Consider the following 26656-nt stretch of genomic DNA (forward strand, 5'->3'; position numbering starts at 1 on the left):
TGGAGCAGCATCAGGTGTCGAGCGGAACGGGGACAGGTGGATGAGGCTGTTGCGCCGTCCGGAGCCGGGGGCTCCCGTTGTCTCGGCCAGTGAGAGGGAGCTGTTCGGCGGACCCTTGCGTTACGACGCGGGCTGGAGCAAGCACGAGTACGCCCGCCTCGACCTCACTCTGTGGAGTGCTCTGAGGTCCTTGCCGCACCTGGTGCTGCAGACCGTCCGACTGGCCTGGCGCACGGACCGACGCTCACTGATCACCGTAGGAGTGACGGAAGTGGGCCAAGGCATCGCGGCCGCACTGAAGTTGCTCGCCGTCAACGCCGCTCTGCACGCCGTCGTCGCCGCCGGCACCGACGTGCGCGGCCTGCGCGACGCGCTGCCCGCCGTGGTGATGACGGCCGTCGTGCTGGCGGCCAACGCGCTGCTCGCCTCCCGGTCCACCGCGGCAGCCGGGAGCCTGGAGCCGAAGGTCGAACGCGCCGCGTCCGAACAGTACTTGGCGGCATGTCAGCGGGTCGAGATGTCGGCGATCGAGGACGGTACGTTTCGTGAGTTGATCGACCGGGCCCAGTTCGGGGCCAACGAAGCCCGTCACATGATCGGTGCCAGTGTCGCGGCGATCAACAGCGTGCTGGCGCTGGTCGCCGCGGGCGGTGTGCTGTCCGTGCTCAATCCGGCACTGCTGCCCATGCTGTTCCTGATCGTCGCGCCGCGCGGCTGGGGTGTGATGCGCGTGGCCCAGCAGCGCTACTTCTCGACGATGACCTGGATCGAACACCTGCGGGCCAGCCGGGTGTTGTCCAATCTCCTCACCTCGGTGACCGCGGCCCTTGAGGTGCGCGTGCACCACGTGGGCGCGTTCCTGCTGCGCCACTACCGGATCATGGCGCATACCGCCGAGAGCGAACAGGAGCGACTGGCCAAGGACAAGGCTCGTACCGAACTGGCCGCGTCCGCGCTGTCCGGGCTCGGATACGCGCTCACCTTCACGGTGATGATCGGTCTGTGCCTGACCGGCCGCATGAGCGTCGCCGTCCTCGGCACGGCGATCATGGCCATCAACGCGGGCTCCGCCGGCATCGGTGCGCTCGTGAACACCATGAGCCAGCTGCACGAGCAGTCCCTGTACGTGCATGACCTCACCGACTTCCTGAAGCAGGCCGAGGACCTGGCGATCCCCGAGGGCGGCCTCGCCCTGCCCGCCCGCGGACCATCCGCCTCGACAACGTCTCCTTCCGCTACCCCGGCCGGGACGAACCGGCCGTCGACAACGTCTCCTTCAGCATCGAACTCGGCAGCGTCGTCGCCCTCGTGGGCCCCAACGGCTCCGGCAAGTCGACCCTCGTGCGCCTGCTGTCCGGCCTGCACTTACCCGGAGAAGGCCGCATCCACTGGGACGACGTGGACATCGCCGAAGCTGACCGGCAGCAACTCTTCGGCCACGTCAGCCTGCTCACCCAGACCTTCGAGCGCTGGCCCTTCACCGCCGCGGCCAACATCCGCATCGGCCAGCCGGACCGCGACGTCACCGACGAAGACCTGTGCGCCTCCGCCGCGTACGCCGGAGCGGACCGCGACATCGCCGGGCTCCCCCACGGCATGAACACCCTGCTGGGCAAGAACTTCCGCGGCGCCAGCGACCTGAGCGGCGGACAGTGGCAGAAGATCGGGCTGGCCCGCGCCCACTTCCGCGACGCCTGCATGGTCATCGTCGACGAGCCCACGTCCGCACTGGACCCGGACGCGGAGCAGCGCGCCTTCGACCAGATCCTCGGCCTCGCGGGCCCGGACCGCATCATCGTCCTGGTCACCCACCGCATGGCCGCGGTGCGCCGCGTCGACCGTATCTTCGTGCTGGACGAGGGCCGGCTGATCGAGGAGGGCAGTCACGCCGAGCTGTTCGCCGCCGAACCCGCGAGCCGCTACGCGCAGATGTACCGCCTCCAGGCCGACCAGTACGAACACGCACGCCCCGCCCAGCTGCCCGGTCCCACCCGGCCGCCCGCGTCCGAGCCCGCGTGACCCACGGGCGGCCGGTCCGGCGCGGCCGGAGTCTGCCCGCGGGGTCAGCGGCTCACGGCGGTTTCGCGGTCGACGCGCGACAGCTTCTCGGGGTTGCGCACGGCGTAGAGCCCGGTGATCAGGCCGTTGTCGATGTGCACCGCCATGACGGTGTCGATGTCGCCGCCGCGCCGCAGAACGAGCGCCGGGTATCCGTTGACCTGTGCCGGCCTGAGGGACATCGCGGCGTCGATCCTGCCCAGCACCCGGGCCACCTCGCCGGCGCCCACGACGGGCACCAGCGCGGCCCGCACGACTCCGCCGCCGTCGGTCAGCAGCACGACGTCCGGCGCGATCATGTCGAGCAGGGCCTTGAGGTCGCCCGTCTCGATCGCGTGCTGGAAGGCGGCGAGCGCACCACGCGTCTCGGCCGGGGAGATGACCTCGCGCGGCCGGCGTGCCGCCACGTGGGCCCGTGCCCGGTGCGCGATCTGGCGGACCGCGGCCGGGCTCTTGTCGACGGCTTCAGCGATCTCGTCGTATCCCAGATCGAACACCTCGCGCAGCACGAACACCGCGCGTTCGGTCGGCGCGAGTGTCTCCAGTACCAGCAGCATCGCCATCGAGACGCTGTCGGCCAGCTCGACGTCCTCCGCCACGTCCGGCGCGGTGAGCAGCGGCTCGGGCAGCCAGGGTCCGACGTAGGACTCCTTACGGCGGCGCAGCGTACGCAGTCGGCTCAGCGCCTGGCGGGTGGTGATGCGGACCAGGTAGGCCCGCTGGTCCCGCACCGTGTCGAGGTCGATGTCCGCCCAGCGCAGCCACGTCTCCTGGAGGGCGTCCTCCGCGTCGGCGGCCGATCCGAGCATCTCGTAGGCGACGGTGAACAGCAGATTGCGATGGGCGACGAACGCCTGGGTGGCGGTGTCCGTGCGGCCGTCGCGAGCGTGGTCGTCGGCCGTGTCTCTGCTTCGCTCGGTGGGCTCGCTCATGGCCGGCTCCTGCCTGTTCTCTCGCGACTGTGTCACGCACAAGACGCCGCCCCTCACCGTCTTGTGACACCCGCTTCCGGTGGTCTACGTCACATCGCCGCGCTGTCACAGGATCCGGTCGGGCGGCATCTCGTGTTGGTCAGGCTGCCGCGCCGACGATGCGCACGGCATGCGATGCACGAGGGAAGAGACACCGTCATGGAACTCCGAATGAACCTTTTCGGCAACGAGATCGGTACCAAGATCGGCAAGCGGATCTACGCCGTCAGCCAGGTGATCCAGGAGTCGCCGCTGCCGAAGACCACCCAGGAGCTGGTGCAGCTGCGCGCCAGCCAGATCAACGGCTGCGGTTTCTGCGTCGACATCCACGGCAAGGACGCCGCGGCCGGCGGCGAGACCCCGGCCCGCCTGAACCTGGTCGCGGCCTGGCGCCACTCCACCGTGTTCACCGAGGCCGAGCGGGCCGCGCTGGCGCTCACCGAGGAGGGCACGCGCATCGCCGACAACGGCCGTGGTGTGTCCGACGAGACGTGGGCCCAGGTGCGCAAGCACTATGCCGAGGACCAGGCCATCGCGCTGGTCTCACTGATCGCGATGATCAACGCGACCAACCGGCTCGGCGTGATCCTGAACAACCAGGGCGGCTCCTACGAGCCCGGCAGCCTCGCCACCGTCGCGAACTGATCAACAGGTGCGTCGGGGCCGGGCCCGGATCCTTCGATCCGGGCCCGGCTCAGGTGTATCTCGAGCGCGCTCGACGGCGCTGGAGAGACGCTCCGACGTCAGACGGCGAGGCGGTTCAGCTGGCGGTCGTGCCACTTGCTGAGCAGCAACAGCGAGACCGTCGCACCGATCAGCGCGCAGAACATGTCCCATTGGGTGTCCCACACATCGCCCTGCGTGGCCAGGAAGGCGTCCGCCGCCTGCCCGCCGATGACGGCCGCCGCCCACTCGAACATCTCGAAGACCGCGCTGAACGCCAGGCACGCGCAGACCGTCAGCGGTGCCAGCCATCGGCTGCCACGCAGCGCAGACGTGCGGATGAGCAACTCCCGTACCAGGATGGCGGGTACGAAGCCCTGCATCAGGTGTCCGAACCGGTCGTACGGGTTCCGGGACAGCCCGAGTCCGTCCCGCACCCATTCGCCCAACGGCACCTGGGCGTACGTGTAGTGCCCGCCCAGCGCGAGCACCAGCGCGTGTGCCGCGAGCAGACAGCACAGCAGCCCCGACAGCTGAAAGCGTCGCCAGGTCAGGACGAACAGCGGCAGTCCGATCAGTACCCACACCACTTCCAGCAGCCAGGTCGTCCGGTCGCGCGGTGCCCAGGCGGAGAGGGCGACCCCCGCGACCACGACGGCGACGCAGACACGGGGCAGCACCGGCGACGGGGTCAGGGAGGGGGCCGGAGTGTTCGCCGCCCGGCGACGGGCAGCTGCGATCAGGGACATCGGGGCACTCCTTCTTCTCGGTCGCCTCATCGTGGCGGCCCGGAAGCCGGGTGGCCTGAGTACGGCTACTCAATCAGGAGCGGGCGAGTGGCGGTGGTGATCACGTCGGCGGCGCGGTCTCCGCCAGGTACTCGGACAGGGCCGCCGCCGCGCCGGTGGCGAGCCCGGGCGCCCACTCCATCCATGCCCTGCGCGACGGACCGCTGTCCACGTACTGGGCGGTCAAGTGGCGGATCTTGGTGGTCGGCCGGCGATTCAGCAGGTCAGAGCGGTGCGACGGGAGCCGTCAGGTGGCGCAATACTGCCGCAACACCACCGGAGCCGCGGCGCCGGTACGTTCCCTGCCATGCCAGCCGAACGTATCCCCGCCTCGCTTCCGGTCGCCGCCGCGCGCCGTCGGCGGCTGCGTGCGGACCAGGCCCGGCAGCTCGCGGATCTGCTGCGCCGGCAGATCCTGTCGGGCGGGTTCCCGCGCGGCGTCCTCCCCCTGGAGGACGTCATCGCCGCCGACTACCGGGCCAGCCGCAACACCGTCCGGCAGGCCCTCGACCTGCTGCGCGGCGAGCAGCTCGTGGAGCGCAAGGCCGGCGTCGGCACCGTAGTGGTCTGCGAGAAGTACCCGCACGGCCTCGACCGGCTGCAAGGCCTGGCCGAGACCCTGCACGAGCACGGCCAGGTCACCAACGAGGTTCGTACCGTCGGACCGGTCAGCGCTCCCGGCCCGGTGGCGCGCCGGCTCGGTCTGCCCGACCACACCGACGTGCTCTGTATCGAGCGGCTGCGGCGCCTCAACGGGCTGCCGCTCTCCCTGGACCTGTCGTATCTGCCCATGGATCCGGGCGCCGAGCTGCTCGGCTGCGATCTGGAGAACACCGACGTGTTCCGGCTCCTGGAGACCCTGACCGGCGGCCCGCTGGGGCATGCCGAGATCACTCTCGAAGCCGTGAACGCCGACGCGCACTCCGCCGCGGTCCTCGAGGCCCCGCGCGGGAGTGCCGTTCTGATGCTGGAGCGGCTCACTCATCTGCCCGACGGGCGGCCCGTGGACCTGGAGTTCATCCGCTTCCGCGGCGACCGCATCACCATGGGCGGCGTTCTGCGCCGCCACTCGGCCTGACCCACCCCACCTTCCTGCTACCGCCCTCCCTGGAGACAGTCATGCCTGTTGTCCCGCAGCGCTCCGACGTACCCGTGACCATCGACGAGTCGCGGTGTATCGACGGCTGCACGCTCTGCGTAGACATGTGTCCGCTCGACTCGCTCGCGATCCGCGAGGACAACGGCAAGGCGTACATGCACGTCGACGAGTGCTGGTACTGCGGCCCGTGTGCGGCCCGGTGCCCCACCGGAGCGGTCACCGTCAACATGCCCTACCTGCTCCGGTGAAAGGCCCAACTGCCATGCCACATAGACCCGTTGTCCCACTCGCCCGGCTGCTGCCGCTCGCCCTCCTGCTGCCGCTTGCCACGGCGTGCGGTGGCGCGGCCGGGGCCGAGGACTCCCGCACCGTCACGGTGACCGTCGGATACCAGTCGAAGACCATCAACACCGTCACCGCCGGAACGCTGCTGCGCTCGCTCGGCTACTTCGAGGAGGAACTCGCGGCCCGGGGGAGGAAAGACGGCAAGACCTACAAAGTGAAGTGGCAGGACTACGCGACCGGCGCCCCCATCACCGCCCAGATGACCGCCGGGAAGATCGACATCGGGTCGATGGGCGACTTCCCGCTGCTGATCAACGCGGCCCGGGGCAAGCAGCTGGGGCAGCCGACGCGGCTCGTCTCGGTCACCGGCTACAACCTGCGCGGCGGCCTCAACACCGTGGTCACCGCGCCCGGTTCGCACCTGAGGTCACTGGCCGACCTGCGCGGCAAGAAGGTGTCCACCAGCGTCGGATCGGCCGCCGACGGCACGCTGGTGCGGGCCCTGAAGGAGGCCGGGATCGACCCGGAGAAGGGCATCAGCAAGCTCAACCAGCAGCCCAGCGTGGGCGCTTCCGCCCTCACCGCGGGCAGCGTCGACGCGCTGTCCCAATTCGTCGCGTGGCCCGGCCAGTTGGCGTACGAGGGCAAGGCGCAGGCCCTGTACGACGGGGCCGACCTGAATCTGCCCACGTTCCACGGTGTCACCGTCCGGGCGAAGTTCGCGGACGAGCGCGCCGGGGTCCTCGACGACTTCCTCCAGGCTCAGCGGCGGGCCACCGAGTATCTCCGCAAGCGGCCGGTGGCCGCCGCCGAGTCGGTGGCCGAGGAGACCGGGCTGCCGGCCGAGGCGGTCTATCTCTACAACGGCGCCCACGGCATCGCCACGTTCGACCCGGCGCTGCGGCCGGAGCTGATCGCCGCGCTGAAGAAGGACGTACCGGTCCTGAAGGCGGCGAAGCTGGTGGGCGATGTCGACGTGGACTCCTTCGTCGACCCGGAGCCGCTGAAGCGGGCCGGGCACACACCCTCGTATCCGAAGGCGGACGGCGCCAAGTCCGAGCTGTGGCTGAAGGGACAGGACTCCACGCGCACCTTCGACAGTCCGAAACAGCTCCTGAAGGCCGCGAAGGGCGCCGAGGTGCGGGCCGCCTACGTTCCGGACGCGCTGACCGGCACCCTTTGGTTCGCCGACAGGGCGGTGTGGGTCGCGGACGGCTCCGACCTGCGCGCCTTCGTCACCGCGAGCCACGCGAGGACGTACGTGGAACGGCACAGCGGCGCCCGCGTCGTCAGCTACGCGGACGCCGTGGGGCTCGCGTCATGAGCGCGGGCCGCTGGCTGATCCGGGCCGCGTCGCTCGCCGTGGCCCTCGGGCTGTGGCAGCTGCTCACCTCCCTGGACGTCGAACTGTGGCTGCGGTTCGGCCAGTTCCCCACGGTCGGCGAGGTGGCGTCCGCCTTCGGCGACCGGCTGGGCACCGCCCCGTACTGGCAGGACCTCGGTTACAGCCTGCGCCGCATCGTGATCGGGTTCCTGCTGGCAGCGGTGCTCGGAGTGGCGGCGGGCACGGCGATCGCGCGGTCGCGGTGGGCCGCCGATCTGCTCGGCCCGCTGGTGGAGGTGGCACGGCCGGTCCCGGCGATCGCCCTGGTCCCGGTCGCGATCCTGCTGCTGCCCAGCAACGAGCAGGGCATCGTGTTCATCACCTTCACCGCGGCCTTCTTCCCGGTGCTGGTGTCTACGCGGCACGCGGTGCGCGCGCTGACACCGGTGTGGGAGGAGGCCGTGCTCACCATGGGCGGCGGCCGGCTGCGGGTGCTGTTCTCGGTGGTGCTGCCGGGCGCGCTTCCGGGCATCTTCGGCGGGCTCTCGGTGGGCATCGGCGTCGCGTGGATCTGTGTGATCTCCGCGGAGATGATCTCCGGGGAGTACGGGGTCGGCTACCGCACCTGGCAGGACTACACGGTCGTCGACTACCCCGGCGTCTTCGTCGGCATGGCCACCATCGGCGCCCTCGGCTGGCTCACCTCCACGGCGGTGGAGTTCCTCGGCCGCCGCGCCACCGCCTGGCTGCCGCGGCCGCCGGAGCGGGCACCGTCGCGTGCCGTACGCCGCGCCGCCGCTCCCCCGGCAGTCCAGTCCCCCGCTCCGGCCCTGGAGAAGGAGCCCGTCTCATGAGTCCCGCGAGCACTGCTCCCGTGCGTCAAGGTGCCGAACTCGCCCTGGATGACGTGCGACTCGGCCATCGCGAGGGACGGCCCCTGCCCGGCATCGTGCGCCTGCGGATCGCGCCGGGCGAACTCGTGGCCGTTCTCGGCCCGTCCGGCTGCGGCAAGTCCACGCTCCTTCGCACCCTCGCCGGGCTGCTGCCCCCGCTGGACGGGCAGGTCACCCAGGACGGGGCGCCGATCCGCGGGCCCGAGGCCGACCGGGCGCTGGTCTTCCAGGAGGACGCCCTGCTGCCGTGGCGGAGCGTCCGGGCCAATGTCGAACTTCCCCTGGCAATAAGGGGGTTGGGGCGCGATGAGCGACGACGCGTCGCCGCAGAGTGGCTGGAGCGGGTCGGCCTCGCCGGGCATGCCCGCAAGCTGCCGGGCCGGCTGTCCGGCGGGCAGCGACAGCGTGTCCAGCTCGCCCGCGCCCTGGCCGGGCAGCCCCGCGCGGTCCTCATGGACGAGCCGTTCGGCGCGCTCGACCCGCACACCCGCGCCGGTATGCAGGACCTGCTCGTGGACATCCTGCGCGGCACCGGCGCGACCGTCGTCTTCGTCACCCATGACGTGGACGAGGCCCTTTACCTCGGCGACCGGATCGCCCTGCTCTCCTCCGGCGAGGTCCTGGACGTCCCGCACCCCCGGCAGCGGGACGCACGCCACGCGCCGGCCACCGCCGGCCTGCGCCGGCGCATCCTCACGTCCCTCTGACCACCCGCACCCCCGTGAAAGGCCCCGCCCGTGGACACCCCCCTGGCCATCCCCGCCCTCTGCGACGCGACCGAACTCTCCTGCGACGTCCTCGTCATCGGCGGCGGCACCGCGGGCACCATGGCCGCCCTGACCGCCGCCGAACGCGGCGCGGACGTACTTCTCCTGGAGAAGGCACACGTACGGCACTCCGGCGCGCTCGCCATGGGCATGGACGGCGTCAACAACGCGGTCATCCCGGGCCGGGCCGAACCGGACGACTACGTCGCCGAGATCACCCGCGCCAACGACGGCATCGTCGACCAGTCCACCGTGCGCCAGACGGCGACCCGAGGCTTCGCGATGGTCAAGCGGCTGGAGTCGTACGGCGTGAAGTTCGAGAAGGACGAGCACGGCGAGTACGCGGTCCGCCAGGTGCACCGCTCCGGCTCGTACGTGCTGCCGATGCCGGAGGGCAAAGACGTCAAGAAGGTCCTCTACCGGCAGTTGCGGCGCCGCGAGATGCGCGAACGGATCCGCATCGAGAACCGGGTGATGCCGGTACGGGTGCTCACGCGCCCCGAGGACGGCCGGGCCGTCGGCGCGGCCGGATTCAACACCCGTACAGGCGAGTTCGTCACCGTACGGGCGGGGGCGGTGATCCTGGCCACCGGTGCCTGCGGCCGCCTCGGCCTGCCCGCGTCCGGCTATCTCTACGGGACCTACGAGAACCCGACGAACGCGGGCGACGGCTACGCGATGGCGTACCACGCCGGGGCCGCGCTCACCGGCATCGAGTGCTTCCAGATCAACCCGCTGATCAAGGACTACAACGGCCCGGCGTGCGCGTACGTCGCGAACCCGTTCGGCGGCTATCAGGTGAACCGGCACGGCGAGCGGTTCGTGGAGTCGGACTACTGGTCGGGGCAGATGATGGCCGAGTTCGCGGCCGAACTCGCCTCCGACCGCGCCCCGGTGTACCTCAAGCTCAGCCATCTGCCGGAGGAGACCATCACCGCCGTCGAGTCGATCCTGCACACGACCGAGCGGCCCACGCGAGCCACCTTCCACGAGGGCCGCGGCCACGACTACCGCACGCACGACATCGAGATGCACATCTCGGAGATCGGCCTGTGCGGCGGCCACTCGGCGTCCGGCGTACGCGTCGACGCCCACGCCCGCACCACCGTCCCCCGCCTGTACGCGGCCGGCGACCTGGCCTGCGTACCGCACAACTACATGATCGGCGCGTTCGTCTTCGGGGACCTGGCGGGTGAGGACGCGTCCCGATTCCGCGCCTACGAGGGTGAGCTGCCCGGCGAACAGCTGGCCGCCGCTCACGAACTCGTCTACCGGCCGCTGCGCAATCCCGACGGGCCGCCGCAGCCGCAAGTCGAGTACAAACTGCGGCGGTTCGTGAACGACTACGTGGCGCCGCCGAAGGCCGGGGCGAAGTTGTCCCTGGCCGTGGAGGCGTTCGAGCGGATGAGGGGGGAGATCGCCGGGATGGGGGCGCGGACCGCCCATGAGCTGATGCGGTGCGCGGAAGTGTCGTTCATCCGGGACTGCGCGGAGATGGCGGCACGCGCCTCGCTGGCCAGGACCGAGTCGCGCTGGGGTCTTTACCACGAACGCCTCGACCACCCGGAGCGGGACGACGCGGGATGGCTGCACCATCTCGACGTCTACAAGTCCCGTGCGGGAGCCATGGAGTTCAGGGCCCGGCCGGTCGAGCCGTATGTCGTTCCGGTGCCGGAGTTCGAGCCGGTGGCGGGCGGGGCGGAGCGGGTGCTGGGCGAGGTCGCGCTGGTACCGGTGGCGACGGCGGGGCAGCGGGACGCGGCTCCGGCCGCCCGCCCGGCAACGTCCACCGCGGCGACTCCCCCACCCTCGGCGACCCAGACCCCCTCATCGAGCCCCACCCTCCTCGATCTCCTCTCCCTGGCTGAGCAGTCCCCCGACCTGGACGCGCTCTCCGCCTACCTTGAGGACCCCGACCCCGGGGTGCGGGCGGCCGCCGTCAACGTCCTCGCCGAGACGGTGCCCGCCGGGGCCGGCCCCGCGCTCGCCGCACGGCTGCGGGATGCCGCGCCCCAGGTCCGGGAGGCCGCGGCGGGCGCCCTGCGTGAGCTGGTCGAAGTCCTGCCCGGCGAGCAGGAGCTGGGAACCGGCCTGCGGGCGGCACTCGGCGTGACGGACCCGGCGGTGCGGGGCGCCGCGCTTGACGTCCTACGGGAGCTTCGGCTCGGCGACGCATCGGTGTACGCCGCCGCGCTCTCCGACACCGATATCGACGTCCGTATCCATGCCGTCCGGGCCCTGGTCTCGGTGGACGCGACCGCTCAGCTCTCGGCGGCCACGGCCGACGCCGCCCGCGAGGTCAGGGTCGCGGTGGCCCGCGGGCTCGCGGCGGTGCGCGACCCGGCACCGGCTCCGCTCGACCCGCTCCTCGACGACTCCGACCCACTGGTCAGGGCGGCCGCGCTCACCGCACTGGCCGCGACGGGCTGCCCGTCCCCGTATGCCGGACGGGCGGTTGCCGCGCTGGACGACCCCGCCTGGCAGGTCCGGGCCGGCGCCGCGACCGCGCTCCGAACGTCCCGTCCCGGCACGGCGGTTCCCGCCCTCGCGAAGGCGTCGGCGGACCCGAACGCGGACGTCCGCAAGGCCGCCGTCCTCTCACTCCTCACCCACCGCGCCGACCCCGACGCCCGCGCGGCCCTCGCCACGGCGACCACCGACTCCGACGCGGACATCCGTGCCTACGCATCCCGCGCGACGACGTGACCGCCATACGTGGCTGACCCACGAATCACGATGTCCGCGCGGGCGGCGGATCGTTACGGGGAGAGAGGAAAGGAGATCCACCATGCCGACCCAGGGACCTGCGCAGCAGCCCACGACCGAGCTCGACGCCCGCTACAGCTCCGCACTCAATCCACGCCCGGGTGACGCCGACGTCACCGCCACCGAATGGGCGGAGGCCCAGCGGCAGTTGGAGGCCGCCGAGATCTTCTGGGTGTCCACGGTGCGCCCCGACGGTCGTCTGCACGTCACTCCGGTGATCGCCGCCTGGCACGACGGGGTGCTGTACTTCTCCACCGGCCCGGGCGAGCAGAAGGCGAGGAATCTCGCTCATGACGGGCACTGCGCGCTGACCACCGGCCGGAACTCGCTCACGGAAGGGCTCGACGTCGTGATCGAGGGCAAGGCGGAGCAGGTCGCCGATCCGGCGGCGCTGGAAGAGGTGATCGCGGCATACGAGGCGAAGTACGGGGCGCACATCACCTCCCCCGAGGGCACTTTCCACGGGATCGGGGACGCGTTCCGGAAGGGGGACGCGATGGTGTTCGCGGTGTCCCCGGCCACGGCGTACGGCTTCGGCCGGGACGACGGGGTCTACTCCCACACGCGCTGGGCGTTCTGAGCCCCCCACACCCACCAGGTGCGGCGAAGGGCGCGCCAAAGGGCGGCCGGCGATCGGTGGCGGCTGAGCGGGTCGCGGGCGGGAGCAAGATAGGGGGCGCAGGAGCTGGTCCATGCCTGAGCGGCCTCGCTCACAGGACCAAGCGCGAGGGCTGCCGGCTCGGAGCCTGGCCCGACGGTCACTGCGCCGGCCGGGTTCCGCGGATCGAGGAAGGCTGAGAGCGCAGGGTTGCCAACCGGGCCTTGTCGCCGGCCTCGGCCAGGCAATCGCCCAGCGCGAGAAGCGACAAGAGCTGTACGGGACGCCCTGCGGAAGCCGCCGCCTCCAGCTTGTGGTGGCCGTCGAGCAGGAAGTGCGTCAGCCCCCAGTGCGTGTAGTAGTCGGTCGACACGTCCATCGCGGGCAGGCACACATCCAGGGTCGACACCGCCACGGCCGTCGGCACCAGCCCCCGCTCCATCCGCTCGGCGTACTCCTCGACCCGCTCCCGGTCGTTCCACGTCGGAGGAACCATGGGCACGACGAACTCGTAGAGATGGGCTTCGTCATCGACCGCGGTCTCGAACGTGCGGTAGTACGGCGTGTATGGGTACTCCGGGAGCCCCCAGAACGCGCCGAGGCCCCACGTGGCCACTTGTTCGTGGCTGAAGTAGTCGCCGTCCTGTCCGGGGACGACCAGGCGTGGCTCGACCCTGAGCAGCAAGGGGAGGTAGTCACCTTCCGGCAGCAGAGTGCCGAAGGCATCGAGCACACCCTCGTCGAGGTCCGGGAGCTGCCCCGCCAGGCGCTCCCGCACGCTCGCCAACGACAACTTTTCATCGGCGCCCTCAAGGCGGCGGAACAGGAACGGACACGACCCGCACCAGAAGCTGAGCTCGAAGGCGGGCTCTCCGTCGACCGCGAGCACCCTGCGCCCCGGCCCGGTCCCCCTCTTCGGTGACTCCGCCTCGAACCGCAGCCTCGCCTCGGACTCGGGCACTCCGAGCCTGCGCAGGTCACCAACCATGACGTTCATGCTCGTGACCGTACGAGACGTCACCACCCCGCACAAACCCGTTTCCGGCACGGAATACGCGCCGGTGTGTCCACCGTTCTCTTCCCCGAGCGGCGTTGAAGACTGCATCTCGACATGCCCGACATGATCGACATACACGAGGAGACGCAATGCCCCTTCCGCTCGACGAGCGCGAGGCGTTCCTGGCCGAACCCCGCATCGGTGCCCTGGCCGTCGCCCGCGCGGAGGCCGGCCGTGCGCCACTGACGGTCCCCATCTGGTACTGGTACGAGCCCGGCGGCACCTTCTGGATCATGACCGGCCGGGATTCCGCAAAGGCGAAGGCCATCAGGGCCGCGGGCCGCATCTCGCTCATGACCGAACGTGTCGAACCCACGGTCCGCTACGTGACCGTGGAGGGCCCGGTGACCTCCGAAGTCACCTCCACGGTCCAGGAGTTGACCGATCTCGCGGCCCGCTATCTGCCCGCCGACAAGGTCGAGGGATACGTGAAGGCGGCCACCGCCGAGCACGGTGCGCAGGTCACCTTCCACATCCGGCCCGAGCACTGGCTGTCGGCCGACCTCGGCTCCGTCTGACACGACGAGCGTCGGCGCAGGCGCCGTGGAAACGGGGCCCGCGCCGTCGTGGCCCGGCTGCCCGCAGCAGCCAGTCCTACCGCGCGGGCCGTGGCAGTCCGCTCTGACGGCCCGCCGGGCTGAACCGTCAGCCGAAAACGTCGTACGACCGTCGGTAGATCCCGTCTGTGTGCTCCCGAATGTCCCGGTACACCTCGCCGAGGCGCCGGTACAGGTCGTGGTGGGCCCGGTCGGGTGTGAACTCCGCGCCAGGGCGGACCATCGCGTCGATCGCCTCGTCGAACGACTCGTACGCGCCGAGCCCGACCGCCGCGCAGATCGCGGAGCCGAGCCCCGCCGCGTTGTTGACCTCGGCGCGACGGGCCGGGACGCCGAAGACGTCGGCGTAGATCTGCATCATCAGGTCGGAATCGGAGCCGCCGCCGGAGATGACCGTGTGCCGGTAGGTGGTGCCGAGTTCGGTGGCCATGTGGGTGCCGGTGGCGTGGATGGACAGGGCGAGCGCTTCGAGGATCGAGCGGTACATGTGGAAGCGGCCCTGGCGGCCGTCGAAGCCGAGGATCGTGCCCTTGCGGTACGGGGCGTCTGTGGGCGCCAGCCAGTCGAGCACCGTCATCAGGCCGTCGCAGCCCGGCGGCACCTTCGCGGCCTCGGCGTTCAGGTAGTCCTCGACGGAGAGGCCCGCCGCCCTGGCGCCCGCGACCGCCTCCTCGCCGAGCAGGTCGCGCAGCCAGCTGACCGTCCACATGCCGCGGCGCACGCCGAAGCTCTCGTAGAGGTAGGAGTGCGGCATGCAGGCGTAGTTGGTCCAGAAGCCGGAGGCGTCGGGCACGTTCCTGTCGCCGACGGTCATACCGGCCACGTATGTGCCGAGGGAGACCAGGAGCGTGTCGCTGGAGCGCAGTCCGCAGCCCAGGGCCTCGACCGCCTTGTCGTTGGCGGTCGCCACGACGGGGAGGCCCTCGGGGATGCCGGTGTGGCGGGCCGCGGCGGCGGTCACGGTGCCGAGGACATCGCCCGGCATCACCAGGTCGAAGAGCATCTCTCGTGGGATGCCGGACTTGGCGAGAACGGTGCCGTCGGTCGTCCACTGCCAGGTGTCGGAGTCCAACGGCCATGAGTCGCCCGCGTAGTTGGCGGCGGTGTCCTGGAAGACGCCGGTCATGCGGTGGCTGATGTAGCCGGAGGACGTGGTGACGTACCGCGCCTCGGGGAGGGCGTGTTCATAAGGGCGCGAGACCCGCGCGTCCATCCAGCTCATCACCGGCTGGGCGAGTGTGCCGTCGGCCTTGAGGACGGCCCGGCAGAAGCGGATCGTGCACAGGCCGACGCCCACGATGTCGGCCATGTCGCCGGGAAAGGCTGCCATGGCCTGGCGGCTGGCCGCTCCGATCGACGTCCACAGGTCGTCGTCCGGGTGTTCCACTATGCCCGGGCGCGGGGTGGCGTACGGACGCAGGCTCTGCCGTCCCTCGCAGACGGCCCGGCCGTGTTCGTCGAAAACGGTCACCTTCGAGCTCTGGGAGCCGTTGTCGATGCCGATGAAGTAGCGAGTCATGGCCCACTCCGGGGTGCGAGGGAGGAGGGGGCCGCCGGCAGTGGCGGCCCCCTGTACAACAGTTGGGGATCAGGCGTCGAGGGGGAAGAGCGTTCCCTTGTTCATGATCCCGTTCGGGTCGAACGCCTCCTTGAGCTTGGCCAGCATGTGGTACGCGCTGCCGTGCTCCTGCTTTGTCCACGCGGTGCGGTACTTGCCGACGCCGTGGTGGTGGACCATCGAGCCGCCGACGCGCAGCGCCTCCTCGACGATGATCGCGTTGAGCGGGACGTGGTACTTGTGGATCTCCTCCTCCGGCTCACAGTTGATCTTGTAGTCGTAGACGAAGTAGAGGTTCGTACCCGTCTGGTAGCTGTGCGAGGAGTGGGCGCCGAGCAGGGTGAGGTCGTCGGCGTGCGGGTACTCGGTACGGATGCGGTTCATGACGGCGCCGTACAGCTCGGTGACCTTCGACCAGTCGCAGGAGACCTCGGTGGTGTAGCCGAGCTCGGCCTTGGCGCGCATGACCTCCTTCTCCGCCTCGATCTTGTCCGGACCCCAGTTGAGGTTGTCGAACCACGCCTCGATGAGCTTCGGGTCGACCTTCTCGTGCGCATGCTGGGCAGCGACGCGCTCGATCTCCTCGCTGGTGGCGCGCACGATGCCCTTGGGGCCCTCGGCGACGAAGACGACGACGCACTTGCCCTTCGAGAAGTGTGAGAAGTGCTGGCCGGCGTCCTCGGGCGAGTAGACGCGCACGACGGACGGCTTGAAGCCGCCGACGACGACCTCGCGGATGATGGCGGTGCCGGTCGCCATGTCGTCGACGAGGAAGCCGTGGAACTCGTTGTTCTCCGGCTGGTACTTGAAGATCTTCACCGTGACCTCGGTGATGTAGCACAGGGCGCCCTCGTTGCCGATGACGATGTGCCGGATGTCCGGACCGGTCGCGCGGCGCGGGACGTTCTTGATGCGGCTGACGGTGCCGTCGGGGAAGACCGCCTCCAGGCCGACGACCATGTCCTCGATCGCGCCGTACAGGGTGGAGAACTGGCCGATCGAGCGCGTCGAGACGAGCCCGCCCATCTGCGCGAGCGGCTTGGACTGCGGGGAGTGCCCGGTCGTGTGGCCCTTGGCGCGCAGCGTGTCCTCGAGCACCTGGAGCTGAACGCCGCATCCGACGGTGACCTGCATGTTCTCTTCGTCGATCTTGATGATCTCGTCGAGGCCCGAGCCGTCGAGGACGATCGTGTCGGTGACGGCCGTCTCCAGGCCGCCCTCAGTGCCGGTGCGGCCGGTGCGGGCCACGATGTTGATGCGGTTCTCGTCGGCGAACGCGAGCACCTTCGATACGTCGTCCACGCTGGTGGCGTTGACGATCGCGGCGGGCGGCGGGGCGTCGTAGATGCCGTGCACCGCCTGGTACTTCTTGAACCGGTCGACGCTCGCCTCGCGCAGCTGCCGCTCGTCGGTGACGACCGCGCCCGCGCCGACCAGGGAGGTGAGGCGGTCGACGATCTCTTCTCGGTTCAGCTTCGATGCGGACTGCACCATGTGGATCAACCTTCTTTGTACGCGTGTGTGTACGTGTGGGGGTGAGGGAGAAGCGGGTGTCGGGTCGGGGTCAGCGGACGAGATAGCCGCCGTCGACGGTCAGGACATGGCCGTTGACGTAGTCGGCGGCGCGGCTGGCGAGGAAGACGGTGGCACCCATGAGGTCGGCGACATCGCCCCAGCGGCCGGCCGGGATGTGGTCGAGGACGCGCTGGTTGGTCTCCTCGTCGGCGCGTGTCGCCTCGGTGATCTTCGTGGCGAAGTAGCCCGGGGCGATCGCGTTGACCTGGATGTTGTGCTGGGCGAGCTCGTCGCAGTACGCCTTGGTGAAGCCGGCGATGCCGTGCTTGGTGGCGGCGTACGCGGGGGACATCCGGCCGCCCAGGAAGGAGAACAGGGAGGCGATGTTGATGATCTTTCCCGAGCGCTGCGGGATCATGAACTTCGTTGCCTCGTGGGCGAGTTCGAAGGGCGCGGTGAGGTTCACGGCCAGCATCGGGTCCCACGCCGCGCGGTCGAACTCCTCGACGGAAGCGAGATTGCAGATGCCCGCCGAGTTCACGAGGATGTCGACCGACCCGAGGGTGTCCACGCACGTCTCGACGACCCGCCGGGGCACGCCGACGCCGGTGATGTCGGCCTCGAGGAACTCCATGCGCCGGCCCTCGGCCTCGATCAGCTTGCGCGTCTCGCCGCCGTCGTCGGCAAGCGCCGGGACGAGGACGTTGGCGCCCGCCTTGGCGAGGGCGAGGGAGAACGCCTGACCGAGGCCGGTGTTGCCGCCGGTGACGATCGCGTTCTTCCCGTCGAGGGAAAAGAAGTCCCGGGAGAAGTCCGTGATGTCCATGTGATGCCTGCCGATCTTCTTACTCTTCGTGACTCTTGAAGAGACTTCTGAAGCTTTGTATGGATACGTTCTACGCGTTCGGGGCGGTGAGTCGAAGGACCCGGCGATCACACCCCTGCCGGCACGCGGTCGCTGACGGGGGCCGGGTGCCGGGCGGCGAGTTCGCGCCGGCGGGTGCGGGCGGTGAGTGTCGTCATCACCAGACCGAGCAGTGCGGCCGCGAGCAGGAAGACGAACAGCGCGCTGTAGCCGCCCCCCTGTTCGGGCACCTTCGGGCTCGCCGAGGCGTCGCCGATCCACCAGGCGCACAGGGATGGCAGGAACGCGTCCGGCAGGTACGCGATGCCGGAGGCGAGCCCGATGACACCCCCACGCTCCTGCTCAGGCACCTCCACCTCGCCGACCGTGGACCAGTAGACGCCGCGCGAGGCGAAGACCAGTGCGCACAGGACGAACATCATCACGAGCGCGAGCCAGGCGAGCGCGGTGGTGCGCGGCAGTACGAGGAAGAGTGCTGCGAGCGCCGCGCTGCCGGCGAACATCCAGCGCAGGAAAACCGCGGAGGAGCGCGTCACCTTGTCCACGACGACGCCGCCCGCGGGTCCGGCGACGAACTGGAAGACGTAGGACCGCACGACCCCGATGACGGCGATCATGGATGCGGAGAGGCCGTAGTTGTCCTGGAGCAGCGGCGAGAAGTAGCCGAGCGTCGTGTAGAAGCAGTACATGAGCATGGCGGTGCCGCCGATGAGCCAGGTGTACCGGTTGCGGGCGGCGGCGAGGAGCTGCTTGAGGGTGACGGTCGCCGAGTCGAGCCCGGCGAGCCGCGTCCTGTCCTCGCGGACGACGAACCACACGATCGCGGCGAAGACGAAGCTCAGCACTCCGTAGATCCGGATCAGCGTGAGGACGCCGTGCGCGGGCACGACGGAGGCGGAGACGACCGCCGTGCCGATGAAGCCGATGGCCGTCGAGACGATGCCGCGGGTGCCTTCGAGGAAGCCGAAGAGCCGGCCCTGCTCGCCGGAGTCGCCGAGCATGCTGATCGACTTCACCAGCGCGGACCAGTACAGGCCCATGCCGACGACGGCCATCAGGATGTGCGCCGCCACGATTCCCCAGAAGCCGGGAACGGTGGCGAGATACATGTCCGCGATTCCCATTCCGACGAGCGAAATCACGATGAGGAGTTTCGGCGAGAACTTGTCGGAGAACCAGCCGCCGAAGAAATACATGACGATGGCCACGGCACCGAAAGCCGAGATGATGTTCCCGTACTGCTGCGATCCGATATTCAGCGCCGTATAGGTGGGTTCGAGGTACACGAACCTGATGTAGGCGACCTGGAAAATGATTCCGCCGGTCATGGAGAGCGCGAGGAAGCTCAGCCACTTATGGGCCTTGTTCATCCGGATCACCGCAGCCACCTCGTCGTGGACAGGAAATGGGCACAAAAAAAGAACAGCAAACTCCGGTGTTCGGAGGTTACTGTTCTCTGGTCTCTAGTAACTGTCCCGGCGCGAGGCCGGAACCTTTATTTGATTGTCGCGCCCGTGGCCATGAAATGAACTCCGGGTGCGTTCGCCATGCTAGGCAGGGCCGATCGGCAGTGTCAATAGAGTCAGGCGTCACATTCCCTTACACGGCCGGACGCCTCCACGACCGGACGCCTACATGGCCCACACGTCACGATTCGACGAGGCTATGGCCGCGGCTCCTGCCTTCAGCGCGGCGAACACATCCTCGCGGTCGCACACGAGCCCGCCCGCGATGAGAGGCACCTCGATGTCCTGCACGGCCCACGAGATGACCCGCGGCATACAGCCCGGCAGGATCTCCACACAGTCGGCCTTGGACTGGCGAACCTGCGGCGCGAGATTGCGGTACGACTTCGAGTCGATGAGGAAGAAGCGGTGAACGGCGAACAGGCCGACCTCGCGGGCGGCGCGCACCATGTGTGCCTTGGAGCTGAGCACACCGTCGGCGGAGGTGTGCTCCTTCACGTACCGCACCACTATGTCCTTGCCGCTGAACCCTTCGAGCAGGTCCACATTGACCAGGACGACCTTGCCGCTGTCCTTGAGCTGCCGCACGATCGCGGGGAGGTTCAGCAGGGACCCGTAGAGCAGGAAGACGACCTTGCACTCGGAGTCCATGACGGCGCGCAGCCCGTCGTCGTCGATGACACTGGCGACAACCGGGTGGTCCTCCAGGAGGACCGGAAGTGACACGTCCACGAATGACCTCCCAGGGGATCGGCGGCCAATCTCCGCCGATCAGCGCCGCAGCGCAGGGTAACTTCCCGGCGCCGGGACCCGCCACCTCCCCCTGGGTCCACCGGTGGGCAGCGGCGCCCGGACGACGCCGCTGCCCTCAGCTCAGGTCACGTCCGCGACGCGAGCGCCCCACTTAGATGCCGGACGAAGAAGTCGACGTGGAAGCCTCCGCCCGCCACGAGCCGCTGGGCCCGGCCGGTCATGGCCGGTGACTTCCTGTGGTTGCCGCCGCCGTGGCACATCTGCACGAGCGGCGCGCGGTCGGAGCCGGGGGCCGGCGACCAGAGCGCGCCGGCGACCAGAGCGCGCCGGTGACCAGAGCGCGCCGGTGACCTCACCCACGGTGAAGTCGCGCTCCACGACACCGTTCGACGATGTCTGCGCGGTGAATTGAACAGAGTTCATAGGTATGGCCCTTCGGGAGTGCCTTGTGGAGGAGGCGCTCCCGGCGAGACCTACGTCAGCCGCCCCACCGTGGCGAGGAGGGGAGCACCCATACAGATACAGCGTTCATGGGTCTCACCTCCTCGCACGACGTCACGGCCCGCGCGGCACGTTACCGACGGGCCGCCGTCCGGCCCAACCTGTTTCCCGCCGTCCGCTCAGGCGTTGGGGTCGAACGGTATGCCGGCCGGCTCGGCCTTCTCGAGGTGGTAGGTGAAGTTGCCGTCCTTGAGGCCGAAGACGGCGCTGCCGAAGTCGGCCTGGCTGAGCTTCTCCCGCAGGCCCGAGGGGTAGCCGTTCCAGCCGACGAGCGTCGGGAACTGCCAGGTGTGGCGGTGGTTCTCCGGCGGCTCGTCGTTGGCTGTCGCGGGGCGGAAGCAGTGCGTGCCCAGGCCGTCCTTGTGGTAGACGGCCTTGGGGTGGGTGCCGTCCCAGCGGATCTGGTCACGGCCGTAGACATTGAAGTTGCCGTGCGCCGAGGTGGAGACGTACTTGGCCTCGTTGTCCTGCACCCACACCACGACGTGCTCCCAGTCGTTGCGGTGCCCGCCGAGACCGCTGCCCGCGACGGCCTGGTCCTTCTCGAAGTACAGGCCGTACATGATGGCGCACCAGCCGTTGTTGCACTTGGAGCGGGAGTATCCGTTGGTGCTGTCGAGGTCCCAGGAGTCGTGGCACTGGCCGTTGACGGCCCCGGACGGGTTGAGGCCGGGGTTGATGGTGCCGTCGGGGCCGATGGCGGGCGTCGGGTAGCAGCCGTCACCGTCGTAGTCGTAGGCCGGCTGGAACGTCTGCTCCAGGCCGTCCGCGTTGGCGGGCAGCGCCGGGGGCGGGTCCGCGAGCGCGATGCCCGGGAAAACGATGACCAGCGCGACGGCGCTGCCGAGCGTGAGTGCCGCTCTGCGGATCCGCGAGCTCTTCTTCACTGCGTCCTCCTGATGAACCGTGGGGGTGTGGGACACGTGCGACCGAATCTGGCATGCCCTCGTCATCATCCGCGCCTCAGTGGCCCGGCGAACCCCAACTGTGTGGCGCAGTGATGAAGAGTCGGTGCCGTCGTCAACAGGCCGTCAGATCCCGGACGTTGACGGAGTCGGCCATCGCCTGCATGCCCTTGTCATTGGGGTGCAAGTGGTCGCCGCCGTCGAAGAACGGATGCCGGTGACCGCCCCGGACTTCGACCACGCCTCCGGGAGAGCAGGGGGGAGTTCCAGATGGCCCGGCCGGGAGTACAGGAGCATCTCGATCGCCGCGGCAGGAGTGCCGAAGTTGGCATCGATCTGGACGACGCCGCGGCCCTTCTCCACCTCGTAGATGTCGAAGAGGTTCGGGGCGGTGCCGTTACTCCCGCCGGTCGACGGCTTGAGGTTGTTCAGGAACACCTCGTAGGCCCTGTCCGCGTTCTTGAGCCTCGCCCAGCACAGGCTGCGCCAGGCGTTGGCCCAGCCGAAGCTCTGTGTGCCACGGGCGGTGAGCAGGGCGGTGGCGCCGTCGAGCAGGGCCGCCGGGGTGGAGTCGTCCGGGCGGATGCGGTCTCCGGGGAAGAGTCCGACCAGCGGGGACAGATGCCGATGAGTTGCCTCCCCGAGGTTGTCGGGAGACATCCACTCCTCCAGCCAGCCCGTCTTGGGGCTCACTCGCGGCAGGTACAGCCGCTTCTGGAGGGCGGCCATCTTGTCGGCGTACGCGACGTCCTTGTTCAACATCTCAGATGCGGTGCGGTAGTTGGCGAACAGGGACCGCACCAGCTCCTGGGCGTACGTGATGCCCTTGGCGTCCAGCGGGCCGTGTTCCGGCGACCAGTCGCTGTAGGCGATGAGCACCTCTTCCTCGGCGCCGGTGTCCGGGTCGGTGACCGTCGAGGTGATGAGCCGGGCCTCCCAGAACTCACAAGCACCCTTGAGGAGCGGGTAGATCCTCGCCAAGTGGGAGGAGGAGTACGTGAATTCGTAGTGCTCCCAGAGCGTGTTGCACAGCCATGCGTTGCCCGCCGGATGCCACCACCAGCCCATCCCGCCGTGGACGTTGGTCGAGATACCGACGGTCCAGCCCGCGACCTTTCCGCTGGAGTTGCGGTAGCGGTTGCGCGGGTCGTTGAAGAGGGTGTGGGTGAGTTCGGTCCAGGACGGCAGCTGGGCGAGGCAGTAGTCGGTGAGGGCGTCGAAGCACTGCGGCAGGCCGGCCCGGTCGGCCATCCAGTAGTTCATCTGGATGTTGATGTCGGTGTGGTAGTCGCCCATCCAGTCGGGGTCGTTGCCGTCGAGCCACAGCCCCTGAAGGTTGAGCGGCAGGCTTCCCCGGGACCCGGAGATCATCAGATACCGCCCGAACTGCAGGTAGGCGGCCTCCAGTTCGGGGTCGGGCCGCCCGTCCCTGGTGCGTGCCTTGATGCGCTCCCAGGTGTTCAGAGCGCGCCTCACGGGAGCGGTGCACCATGCCGCCGTACTCACCGAGTGCGGAACGCACCTCGACCTGCCGCCCGGCGACTGGTCCAGCGCGGCCGCCCACTTGATCCGTGAGACGGAGGACTGGGCCCCACACCAGTCCGGCCTGAGCAGGGCGCATCAGCAGTCGCATTGGCATGGACCTGCCCATGATCCTTCGGTAGGCTCCCCACGGGCATTTCCTGGGAGCGCTCCCAGGCTTTGCTGTTCCACCCCCACGATGCTGGAACAACGAAGGGCCAACCCCATGAGACGCACGAAATCCCTGCGTATCGCCCTGTCCGCGTTACTGGTCGCCGGAGTGTCCGCCGGGTTCCTGCCGGCCCCCGCCGGTGCCGCCACCCCCGCGGACGAGAAGGCACCGGCCTCCGGGTCCATGCTCGCCGCCATGCAGCGCGACTTCGGCCTCACCAAGAGCCAGGCCGAGGCTCGGCTGAGCGCGGAGAAGCAGGCCACGGCCGTCGAAGGAAGGGCACGGCGAGCCGCCGGATCGTCCTACGGCGGCGCCTGGTTCACTCCGGAGAGCGGACTCCTGACCGTGGCCGTCACCGACCGGAACAAGGCCGCGGCCGTACGGTCGACGGGCGCCGAGGCCAAGCTGGTGAAGTACAGCGCCAAGCAGCTCGACGCGGCCAAGGAACGCATCGACGCCCTCAAGGCACCCAAGGGCGTGACGAGTTGGCACGTCGATCTGGCGTCCAACCGGATCGTGATCGAGACCCTGGCCGGACGGCAGGGCGACAACGATGTCAAGAACTTCCTCGCGCAGGCCCGCGAGGCCGGCCCCGTCACCGTCGAGAAGACGGCCCACGCACCCCGCACCCTCGCCGCCGGCACGGTCGGGGGCGACCCCTACTACACGGGCAACGTCCGCTGCTCGATCGGCTTCTCGGTGAACGGCGGATTCGTCACGGCCGGCCACTGCAGCGGCGCCGGCGCCGCGGTGAACGGCTGGGACGGTTCGTACATCGGCAACTTCCAGGGGTCGTCGTTCCCGGACAACGACTACGCCTGGGTCAACGTGGGCAGCGGCTGGTGGACCGTCCCCGTGGTCCTCGGCTGGGGCACTGTCCCGGACCAGCTGGTGCGCGGCTCGGCCGAGGCCCCGATCGGCGCGTCCATCTGCCGCTCGGGCTCCACCTCGCACTGGCACTGCGGCAATGTGCTGGCCAAGAACGAGACCGTGAACTACAGCCAGGGCGCGGTGCACGAGATGACCAAGACGAACGTGTGCGCCGAACCGGGCGACTCCGGCGGCTCGTTCATCAGCGGCGACCAGGCCCAGGGTGTCACCTCGGGCGGCTGGGGCGACTGCTCCGGCGGCGGTGAGACCTGGTACCAGCCGATCAACGAGATCCTGAACAGGTACGGTCTTACCCTGACCACGGCCTGACCGACGTACTGAGAGGAGCCGGGCCCGGTACGGCGTCGGAGGTGCCGCCTCCGCCGTACCGGGTCCCGCCTGCCCGACGCCCAACCGGCCGTCCCCACAACCGAGATGACGCTGGAGTCACGCATGACGGCACAGTCCTCCCGAAGCCGCATCGACACGAGCAGGGCCCATCCGGCGCGTGTCTACGACTGGCTGCTGGGCGGCAAGGACAACTATCCGGTCGATCAGGAAGTGGCGGAGAAACTGCCTCCGGAGTCCCGCCTCAACGCCCGGCGCAACCGCGCGTTCATGCACCGTGCGGCGGCCTGGCTGGCAGGCAAGGGCATCGACCAGTTCCTCGACGTCGGCACGGGCATCCCGACGAAGCCGAACCTGCACCAGATCGTGCAAGGCATCCTGCCGTCGGCGCGGGTCGCGTACACCGACAACGACCCCATTGTGCTGCGGCACGCTCAGGCGCTGCTGGTCAGCACTCCAGAGGGGGCGACCGGCTACATCGAGGCAGACGTCCGTCAGCCCGAGGTCATCCTCGACCACGCCCGTACGTTCCTGGACTTCACCCGGCCCGTCGCGCTGTCGATGGTCGCCCTGATGCACTTCATCACCGACGAGGAGGACCCGTACGCACTCGCGCGGACGCTCATCGACGCGCTGCCCTCGGGCAGTTACTTCGTGTTCTCCCACGGCACCACCGATGAGCACCCGCACCTCGCGAAGACGGTGAAGAACACGTACCGGCAGGGCGAGATCCCGTTGCGGATGCGTACGCGGGCCGAGGTCGAGCCGTTCTTCGAGGGGCTTGAGCTGGTGGATCCGGGTCTGGTGACGGCGACCCAGTGGTACAAGGACTCGCCCGCGCCCGAGGAGGAGCTGAGCGGCTTCTACGTCGGGGTGGCTCGCCTGCCCTAGAGGCCCAACTCCCGTGCATACTCGGCGAGTCCGTCGGCCGTGTCGCCCGCCCACCCCACGTAGCCGTCGGGCCGCACCAGGTACACGCCCGCGCCGTACGCCTCGTACGCCGGGATCCGGACGGTGGGGACGCCGAGCTCAGGGAGTCCGGTGTCCGTGCCCACCGTGAGCAGCGTCCAGTGCGGGCCGCGGAAGGTGTCGAAGAGGCGGACGCCGTCCACCGTTCCGTCCGGCGCCCGGTCTCCCGCGCGGACCGGCCCCGTGGTCGTGCGGGTGTCCACCGCGAGGGACGATTCGCGGTAGCCCAGGCCCAGTTGGCGGGTCGCCTCGCCGCGGCGGATCTCCCCGCGGTGCACGCCCGTCGAAATGCCGAGCATGTGCGCGGCGACCGGGCGACGCTCCTCCTCGTACGTCTCGACGAGGGACTCCGGGGCGCCGTGGCGCAGCACCGCGCCCAGCTTCCACCCCAGGTTGTACGCGTCCTGGACGCTGGTGTTCAACCCCTGGCCGCCGGCCGGCGAGTGGACGTGCGCGGCGTCCCCGGCCAGGAGGACGCGCCCCGCGCGGAAGCGGTCGGCGAGCGCGGCCCGCGGCCGGAAGTCCGAGGCCCAGCGCACTTCGGTCACGTCCTCGGGCGCGAGATGGGAGCGCGCGGCGACGACCTTGCGGATGCCGTCGAGGGAGAGGTCGGGCACCGTTCCCTCGGGGAACTGCGCGGTCACCTGGAAGTCCTCGATCCCGGCGAGCGGGCAGATCGCGAGGAAGCCGTCACCCCCCTCGCGGGGCGGGAACACATGCCAGTTGTCGCGGTCGAGGCCGGTGATGCGCACGTCGGCCACGAGCATCGGATGCGGGTCGACCCTCTCGCCGGTCATGCCGATGCCCAGCGCGCGCCGCACGGTCGAGCGGCCTCCGTCGGCCGCGACGGCGTACCGGGCGCGGACCGCGTCGCCGGCGGCGAAGTGTGCGGTCACCGTGTCCGCGTCCTGATGCACCGCCACCAGCTCCCGGCCGAACTCCACCCGGCCGCCGAGCTCCATGAGCCGCTCGAACAGGATCTGCTGCGTGCGCCACTGCGGCACCATCCACGGCTCGGTGTACGGGGAGTCGTCGCTCGCCTCCGCGGGGTCGTACATCCTGTGCTCGCCGACCCGCGCGCCGTCCTGCCAGACCATCCCGACCGGGTACGGGCCACCGGCGGCGTGGATCGCGTCCAGCACGCCCAGATCGTGGAAGACCTCCCTCGTGCGCGGCTGGATGCCTTTGCCTCGCGACCCGGGGAAGAGCGCGTCGGCGCGCTCCACGACGAGGGCGTCGACCCCGCGCCGGGCCAGGTCGACGGCCAGGGCGAGCCCGGTCGGCCCGGCACCGACGACGAGGACCTCGGTGTGCGTGATCACGTCTGCACTAGGGTTCACGGCTAGCTCCTTAACGTCGTTAAGTTCCATGCTGCGCAGCATGCGCT

General features: G+C 69.7%; 24 protein-coding genes and 1 pseudogene. 12 read left to right on the forward strand and 13 right to left on the reverse strand.

What is annotated here, in order from left to right; all coding sequences use genetic code 11:
- Positions 1-244: 244 nt before the first annotated feature.
- The gene (locus tag ACWIGU_RS16390) at positions 245-1132 is read right to left on the reverse strand and encodes a hypothetical protein (protein ID WP_454401387.1); all 888 of its coding nucleotides are present in this window, start codon (positions 1130-1132) and stop codon (positions 245-247) included.
- Between the two features lie 176 nt (positions 1133-1308).
- Here ACWIGU_RS16390 and ACWIGU_RS16395 point away from each other — a divergent pair, with 176 nt between their 5' ends.
- The gene (locus ACWIGU_RS16395) at positions 1309-2019 is read left to right on the forward strand and encodes an ATP-binding cassette domain-containing protein (RefSeq protein WP_454401389.1); all 711 of its coding nucleotides are present in this window, start codon (positions 1309-1311) and stop codon (positions 2017-2019) included.
- A 44-nt stretch (positions 2020-2063) separates the two neighbouring features.
- On the opposite strand, the gene ACWIGU_RS16400 is transcribed toward ACWIGU_RS16395, so the two are convergent.
- Entirely contained in the window at positions 2064-2990 is a 927-nt protein-coding gene (locus ACWIGU_RS16400; RefSeq protein ID WP_454401391.1) for an RNA polymerase sigma-70 factor, read from the reverse strand.
- 198 nt (positions 2991-3188) lie between these two features.
- Here ACWIGU_RS16400 and ACWIGU_RS16405 point away from each other — a divergent pair, with 198 nt between their 5' ends.
- Positions 3189-3674 carry a carboxymuconolactone decarboxylase family protein gene (locus ACWIGU_RS16405; protein ID WP_454401393.1) on the forward strand — a complete coding sequence of 162 codons (486 nt, stop codon included), beginning with the start codon at positions 3189-3191 and terminating at the stop codon, positions 3672-3674.
- Positions 3675-3772: 98 nt separating this feature from the next.
- Here ACWIGU_RS16405 and ACWIGU_RS16410 read toward each other — a convergent pair whose 3' ends face one another.
- Positions 3773-4441, reverse strand: coding sequence for a DUF2238 domain-containing protein (locus ACWIGU_RS16410; protein ID WP_454401395.1), 669 nt, complete (start codon positions 4439-4441; stop codon positions 3773-3775).
- A 100-nt stretch (positions 4442-4541) separates the two neighbouring features.
- Positions 4542-4667 (reverse strand): hypothetical protein, encoded by a 126-nt coding sequence (locus ACWIGU_RS16415; RefSeq protein ID WP_454401397.1) that lies wholly within the window; start codon positions 4665-4667, stop codon positions 4542-4544.
- Positions 4668-4787: 120 nt separating this feature from the next.
- Between ACWIGU_RS16415 and ACWIGU_RS16420 the strand changes: the two genes are divergently transcribed.
- From ACWIGU_RS16420 to ACWIGU_RS16450, 7 genes are all read left to right on the forward strand, one after another.
- Positions 4788-5558, forward strand: a complete 771-nt coding sequence (locus tag ACWIGU_RS16420; protein ID WP_454401399.1) for a GntR family transcriptional regulator — start codon at positions 4788-4790, stop codon at positions 5556-5558.
- Positions 5559-5599: 41 nt separating this feature from the next.
- The gene (locus ACWIGU_RS16425; protein WP_326772304.1) at positions 5600-5827 is read left to right on the forward strand and encodes a 4Fe-4S dicluster domain-containing protein; all 228 of its coding nucleotides are present in this window, start codon (positions 5600-5602) and stop codon (positions 5825-5827) included.
- Positions 5828-5841: 14 nt separating this feature from the next.
- Positions 5842-7188, forward strand: coding sequence for an ABC transporter substrate-binding protein (locus ACWIGU_RS16430; protein ID WP_454401401.1), 1347 nt, complete (start codon positions 5842-5844; stop codon positions 7186-7188).
- Complete coding sequence (locus ACWIGU_RS16435) at positions 7185-8042, forward strand: ABC transporter permease (protein WP_454401403.1); 858 nt, start codon at positions 7185-7187, stop codon at positions 8040-8042. Before ACWIGU_RS16430 ends, ACWIGU_RS16435 begins: the two co-directional genes overlap by 4 nt.
- Positions 8039-8788 carry an ABC transporter ATP-binding protein gene (locus ACWIGU_RS16440; protein ID WP_454401405.1) on the forward strand — a complete coding sequence of 250 codons (750 nt, stop codon included), beginning with the start codon at positions 8039-8041 and terminating at the stop codon, positions 8786-8788. Before ACWIGU_RS16435 ends, ACWIGU_RS16440 begins: the two co-directional genes overlap by 4 nt.
- A 30-nt stretch (positions 8789-8818) precedes the next feature.
- Positions 8819-11554 carry a fumarate reductase/succinate dehydrogenase flavoprotein subunit gene (locus ACWIGU_RS16445; RefSeq protein WP_454401407.1) on the forward strand — a complete coding sequence of 912 codons (2736 nt, stop codon included), beginning with the start codon at positions 8819-8821 and terminating at the stop codon, positions 11552-11554.
- Between the two features lie 82 nt (positions 11555-11636).
- On the forward strand, positions 11637-12194 hold the full coding sequence (locus ACWIGU_RS16450) for a pyridoxamine 5'-phosphate oxidase family protein (RefSeq protein ID WP_454401409.1): 558 nt from the start codon (positions 11637-11639) through the stop codon (positions 12192-12194).
- Between the two features lie 178 nt (positions 12195-12372).
- Here the strand turns inward: ACWIGU_RS16450 and ACWIGU_RS16455 are convergent, their stop codons facing one another.
- On the reverse strand, positions 12373-13209 hold the full coding sequence (locus ACWIGU_RS16455) for a hypothetical protein (protein WP_454401411.1): 837 nt from the start codon (positions 13207-13209) through the stop codon (positions 12373-12375).
- A gap of 149 nt (positions 13210-13358) precedes the next feature.
- Between ACWIGU_RS16455 and ACWIGU_RS16460 the strand changes: the two genes are divergently transcribed.
- Positions 13359-13787: a pyridoxamine 5'-phosphate oxidase family protein gene (locus ACWIGU_RS16460; protein ID WP_454401413.1), complete on the forward strand. Its 429-nt coding sequence runs from the start codon at positions 13359-13361 to the stop codon at positions 13785-13787.
- Positions 13788-13914: 127 nt separating this feature from the next.
- Here ACWIGU_RS16460 and ACWIGU_RS16465 read toward each other — a convergent pair whose 3' ends face one another.
- The 7 genes and pseudogenes from ACWIGU_RS16465 to ACWIGU_RS16495 all read right to left on the reverse strand — a co-directional run.
- Positions 13915-15345: an FGGY-family carbohydrate kinase gene (locus ACWIGU_RS16465; protein ID WP_454401415.1), complete on the reverse strand. Its 1431-nt coding sequence runs from the start codon at positions 15343-15345 to the stop codon at positions 13915-13917.
- Between the two features lie 69 nt (positions 15346-15414).
- On the reverse strand, positions 15415-16878 hold the full coding sequence (locus tag ACWIGU_RS16470) for an FAD-binding oxidoreductase (protein WP_454401417.1): 1464 nt from the start codon (positions 16876-16878) through the stop codon (positions 15415-15417).
- Positions 16879-16948: 70 nt separating this feature from the next.
- A complete protein-coding gene (locus ACWIGU_RS16475; RefSeq protein ID WP_454401419.1) occupies positions 16949-17725 on the reverse strand; it encodes an SDR family NAD(P)-dependent oxidoreductase in 777 nt (258 codons plus the stop codon).
- A gap of 107 nt (positions 17726-17832) precedes the next feature.
- A complete protein-coding gene (locus ACWIGU_RS16480; protein ID WP_454401421.1) occupies positions 17833-19134 on the reverse strand; it encodes an MFS transporter in 1302 nt (433 codons plus the stop codon).
- Between the two features lie 261 nt (positions 19135-19395).
- Positions 19396-19962, reverse strand: a complete 567-nt coding sequence (locus ACWIGU_RS16485; protein WP_454401423.1) for a glycerol-3-phosphate responsive antiterminator — start codon at positions 19960-19962, stop codon at positions 19396-19398.
- Between the two features lie 641 nt (positions 19963-20603).
- Positions 20604-21371, reverse strand: a complete 768-nt coding sequence (locus tag ACWIGU_RS16490) for an NPP1 family protein (protein ID WP_454401424.1) — start codon at positions 21369-21371, stop codon at positions 20604-20606.
- Positions 21372-21599: 228 nt separating this feature from the next.
- Positions 21600-22862 (reverse strand): annotated as a pseudogene (locus ACWIGU_RS16495) (glycosyl hydrolase family 95 catalytic domain-containing protein); the annotation flags it as partial.
- A gap of 274 nt (positions 22863-23136) precedes the next feature.
- On the opposite strand from ACWIGU_RS16495, the gene ACWIGU_RS16500 reads away from it, so the two are divergent.
- Together ACWIGU_RS16500 and ACWIGU_RS16505 are read left to right on the forward strand one after the other, a co-directional pair.
- Positions 23137-24282, forward strand: a complete 1146-nt coding sequence (locus tag ACWIGU_RS16500; protein WP_454401426.1) for a S1 family peptidase — start codon at positions 23137-23139, stop codon at positions 24280-24282.
- 123 nt (positions 24283-24405) lie between these two features.
- Positions 24406-25191, forward strand: coding sequence for an SAM-dependent methyltransferase (locus tag ACWIGU_RS16505; protein WP_454401428.1), 786 nt, complete (start codon positions 24406-24408; stop codon positions 25189-25191).
- Here the strand turns inward: ACWIGU_RS16505 and ACWIGU_RS16510 are convergent.
- Positions 25188-26639 (reverse strand): FAD-dependent oxidoreductase, encoded by a 1452-nt coding sequence (locus ACWIGU_RS16510; RefSeq protein WP_454401430.1) that lies wholly within the window; start codon positions 26637-26639, stop codon positions 25188-25190. The genes ACWIGU_RS16505 and ACWIGU_RS16510 overlap by 4 nt on opposite strands.
- Between the last annotated feature and the right edge of the window lie 17 nt (positions 26640-26656).

The organism is Streptomyces sp. NPDC055400, from assembly GCF_053644375.1.

Excerpts from the sequence above, each read along its gene's own strand:
- ACWIGU_RS16390 (WP_454401387.1), bottom strand. The coding sequence starts at position 1,132 with ATGCACGTACAGGGACTGCTCGTGCAGCTGGCTCATGGTGTTCACGAG.
- ACWIGU_RS16400 (WP_454401391.1), bottom strand. The coding sequence starts at position 2,990 with ATGAGCGAGCCCACCGAGCGAAGCAGAGACACGGCCGACGACCACGCT.
- ACWIGU_RS16405 (WP_454401393.1), top strand. The coding sequence starts at position 3,189 with ATGGAACTCCGAATGAACCTTTTCGGCAACGAGATCGGTACCAAGATC.
- ACWIGU_RS16410 (WP_454401395.1), bottom strand. The coding sequence starts at position 4,441 with ATGTCCCTGATCGCAGCTGCCCGTCGCCGGGCGGCGAACACTCCGGCC.
- ACWIGU_RS16420 (WP_454401399.1), top strand. The coding sequence starts at position 4,788 with ATGCCAGCCGAACGTATCCCCGCCTCGCTTCCGGTCGCCGCCGCGCGC.
- ACWIGU_RS16425 (WP_326772304.1), top strand. The coding sequence starts at position 5,600 with ATGCCTGTTGTCCCGCAGCGCTCCGACGTACCCGTGACCATCGACGAG.
- ACWIGU_RS16430 (WP_454401401.1), top strand. The coding sequence starts at position 5,842 with ATGCCACATAGACCCGTTGTCCCACTCGCCCGGCTGCTGCCGCTCGCC.
- ACWIGU_RS16435 (WP_454401403.1), top strand. The coding sequence starts at position 7,185 with ATGAGCGCGGGCCGCTGGCTGATCCGGGCCGCGTCGCTCGCCGTGGCC.
- ACWIGU_RS16440 (WP_454401405.1), top strand. The coding sequence starts at position 8,039 with ATGAGTCCCGCGAGCACTGCTCCCGTGCGTCAAGGTGCCGAACTCGCC.
- ACWIGU_RS16450 (WP_454401409.1), top strand. The coding sequence starts at position 11,637 with ATGCCGACCCAGGGACCTGCGCAGCAGCCCACGACCGAGCTCGACGCC.
- ACWIGU_RS16455 (WP_454401411.1), bottom strand. The coding sequence starts at position 13,209 with ATGAACGTCATGGTTGGTGACCTGCGCAGGCTCGGAGTGCCCGAGTCC.
- ACWIGU_RS16460 (WP_454401413.1), top strand. The coding sequence starts at position 13,359 with ATGCCCCTTCCGCTCGACGAGCGCGAGGCGTTCCTGGCCGAACCCCGC.
- ACWIGU_RS16465 (WP_454401415.1), bottom strand. The coding sequence starts at position 15,345 with ATGACTCGCTACTTCATCGGCATCGACAACGGCTCCCAGAGCTCGAAG.
- ACWIGU_RS16470 (WP_454401417.1), bottom strand. The coding sequence starts at position 16,878 with ATGGTGCAGTCCGCATCGAAGCTGAACCGAGAAGAGATCGTCGACCGC.
- ACWIGU_RS16475 (WP_454401419.1), bottom strand. The coding sequence starts at position 17,725 with ATGGACATCACGGACTTCTCCCGGGACTTCTTTTCCCTCGACGGGAAG.
- ACWIGU_RS16480 (WP_454401421.1), bottom strand. The coding sequence starts at position 19,134 with ATGAACAAGGCCCATAAGTGGCTGAGCTTCCTCGCGCTCTCCATGACC.
- ACWIGU_RS16500 (WP_454401426.1), top strand. The coding sequence starts at position 23,137 with ATGAGACGCACGAAATCCCTGCGTATCGCCCTGTCCGCGTTACTGGTC.
- ACWIGU_RS16505 (WP_454401428.1), top strand. The coding sequence starts at position 24,406 with ATGACGGCACAGTCCTCCCGAAGCCGCATCGACACGAGCAGGGCCCAT.
- ACWIGU_RS16510 (WP_454401430.1), bottom strand. The coding sequence starts at position 26,639 with ATGGAACTTAACGACGTTAAGGAGCTAGCCGTGAACCCTAGTGCAGAC.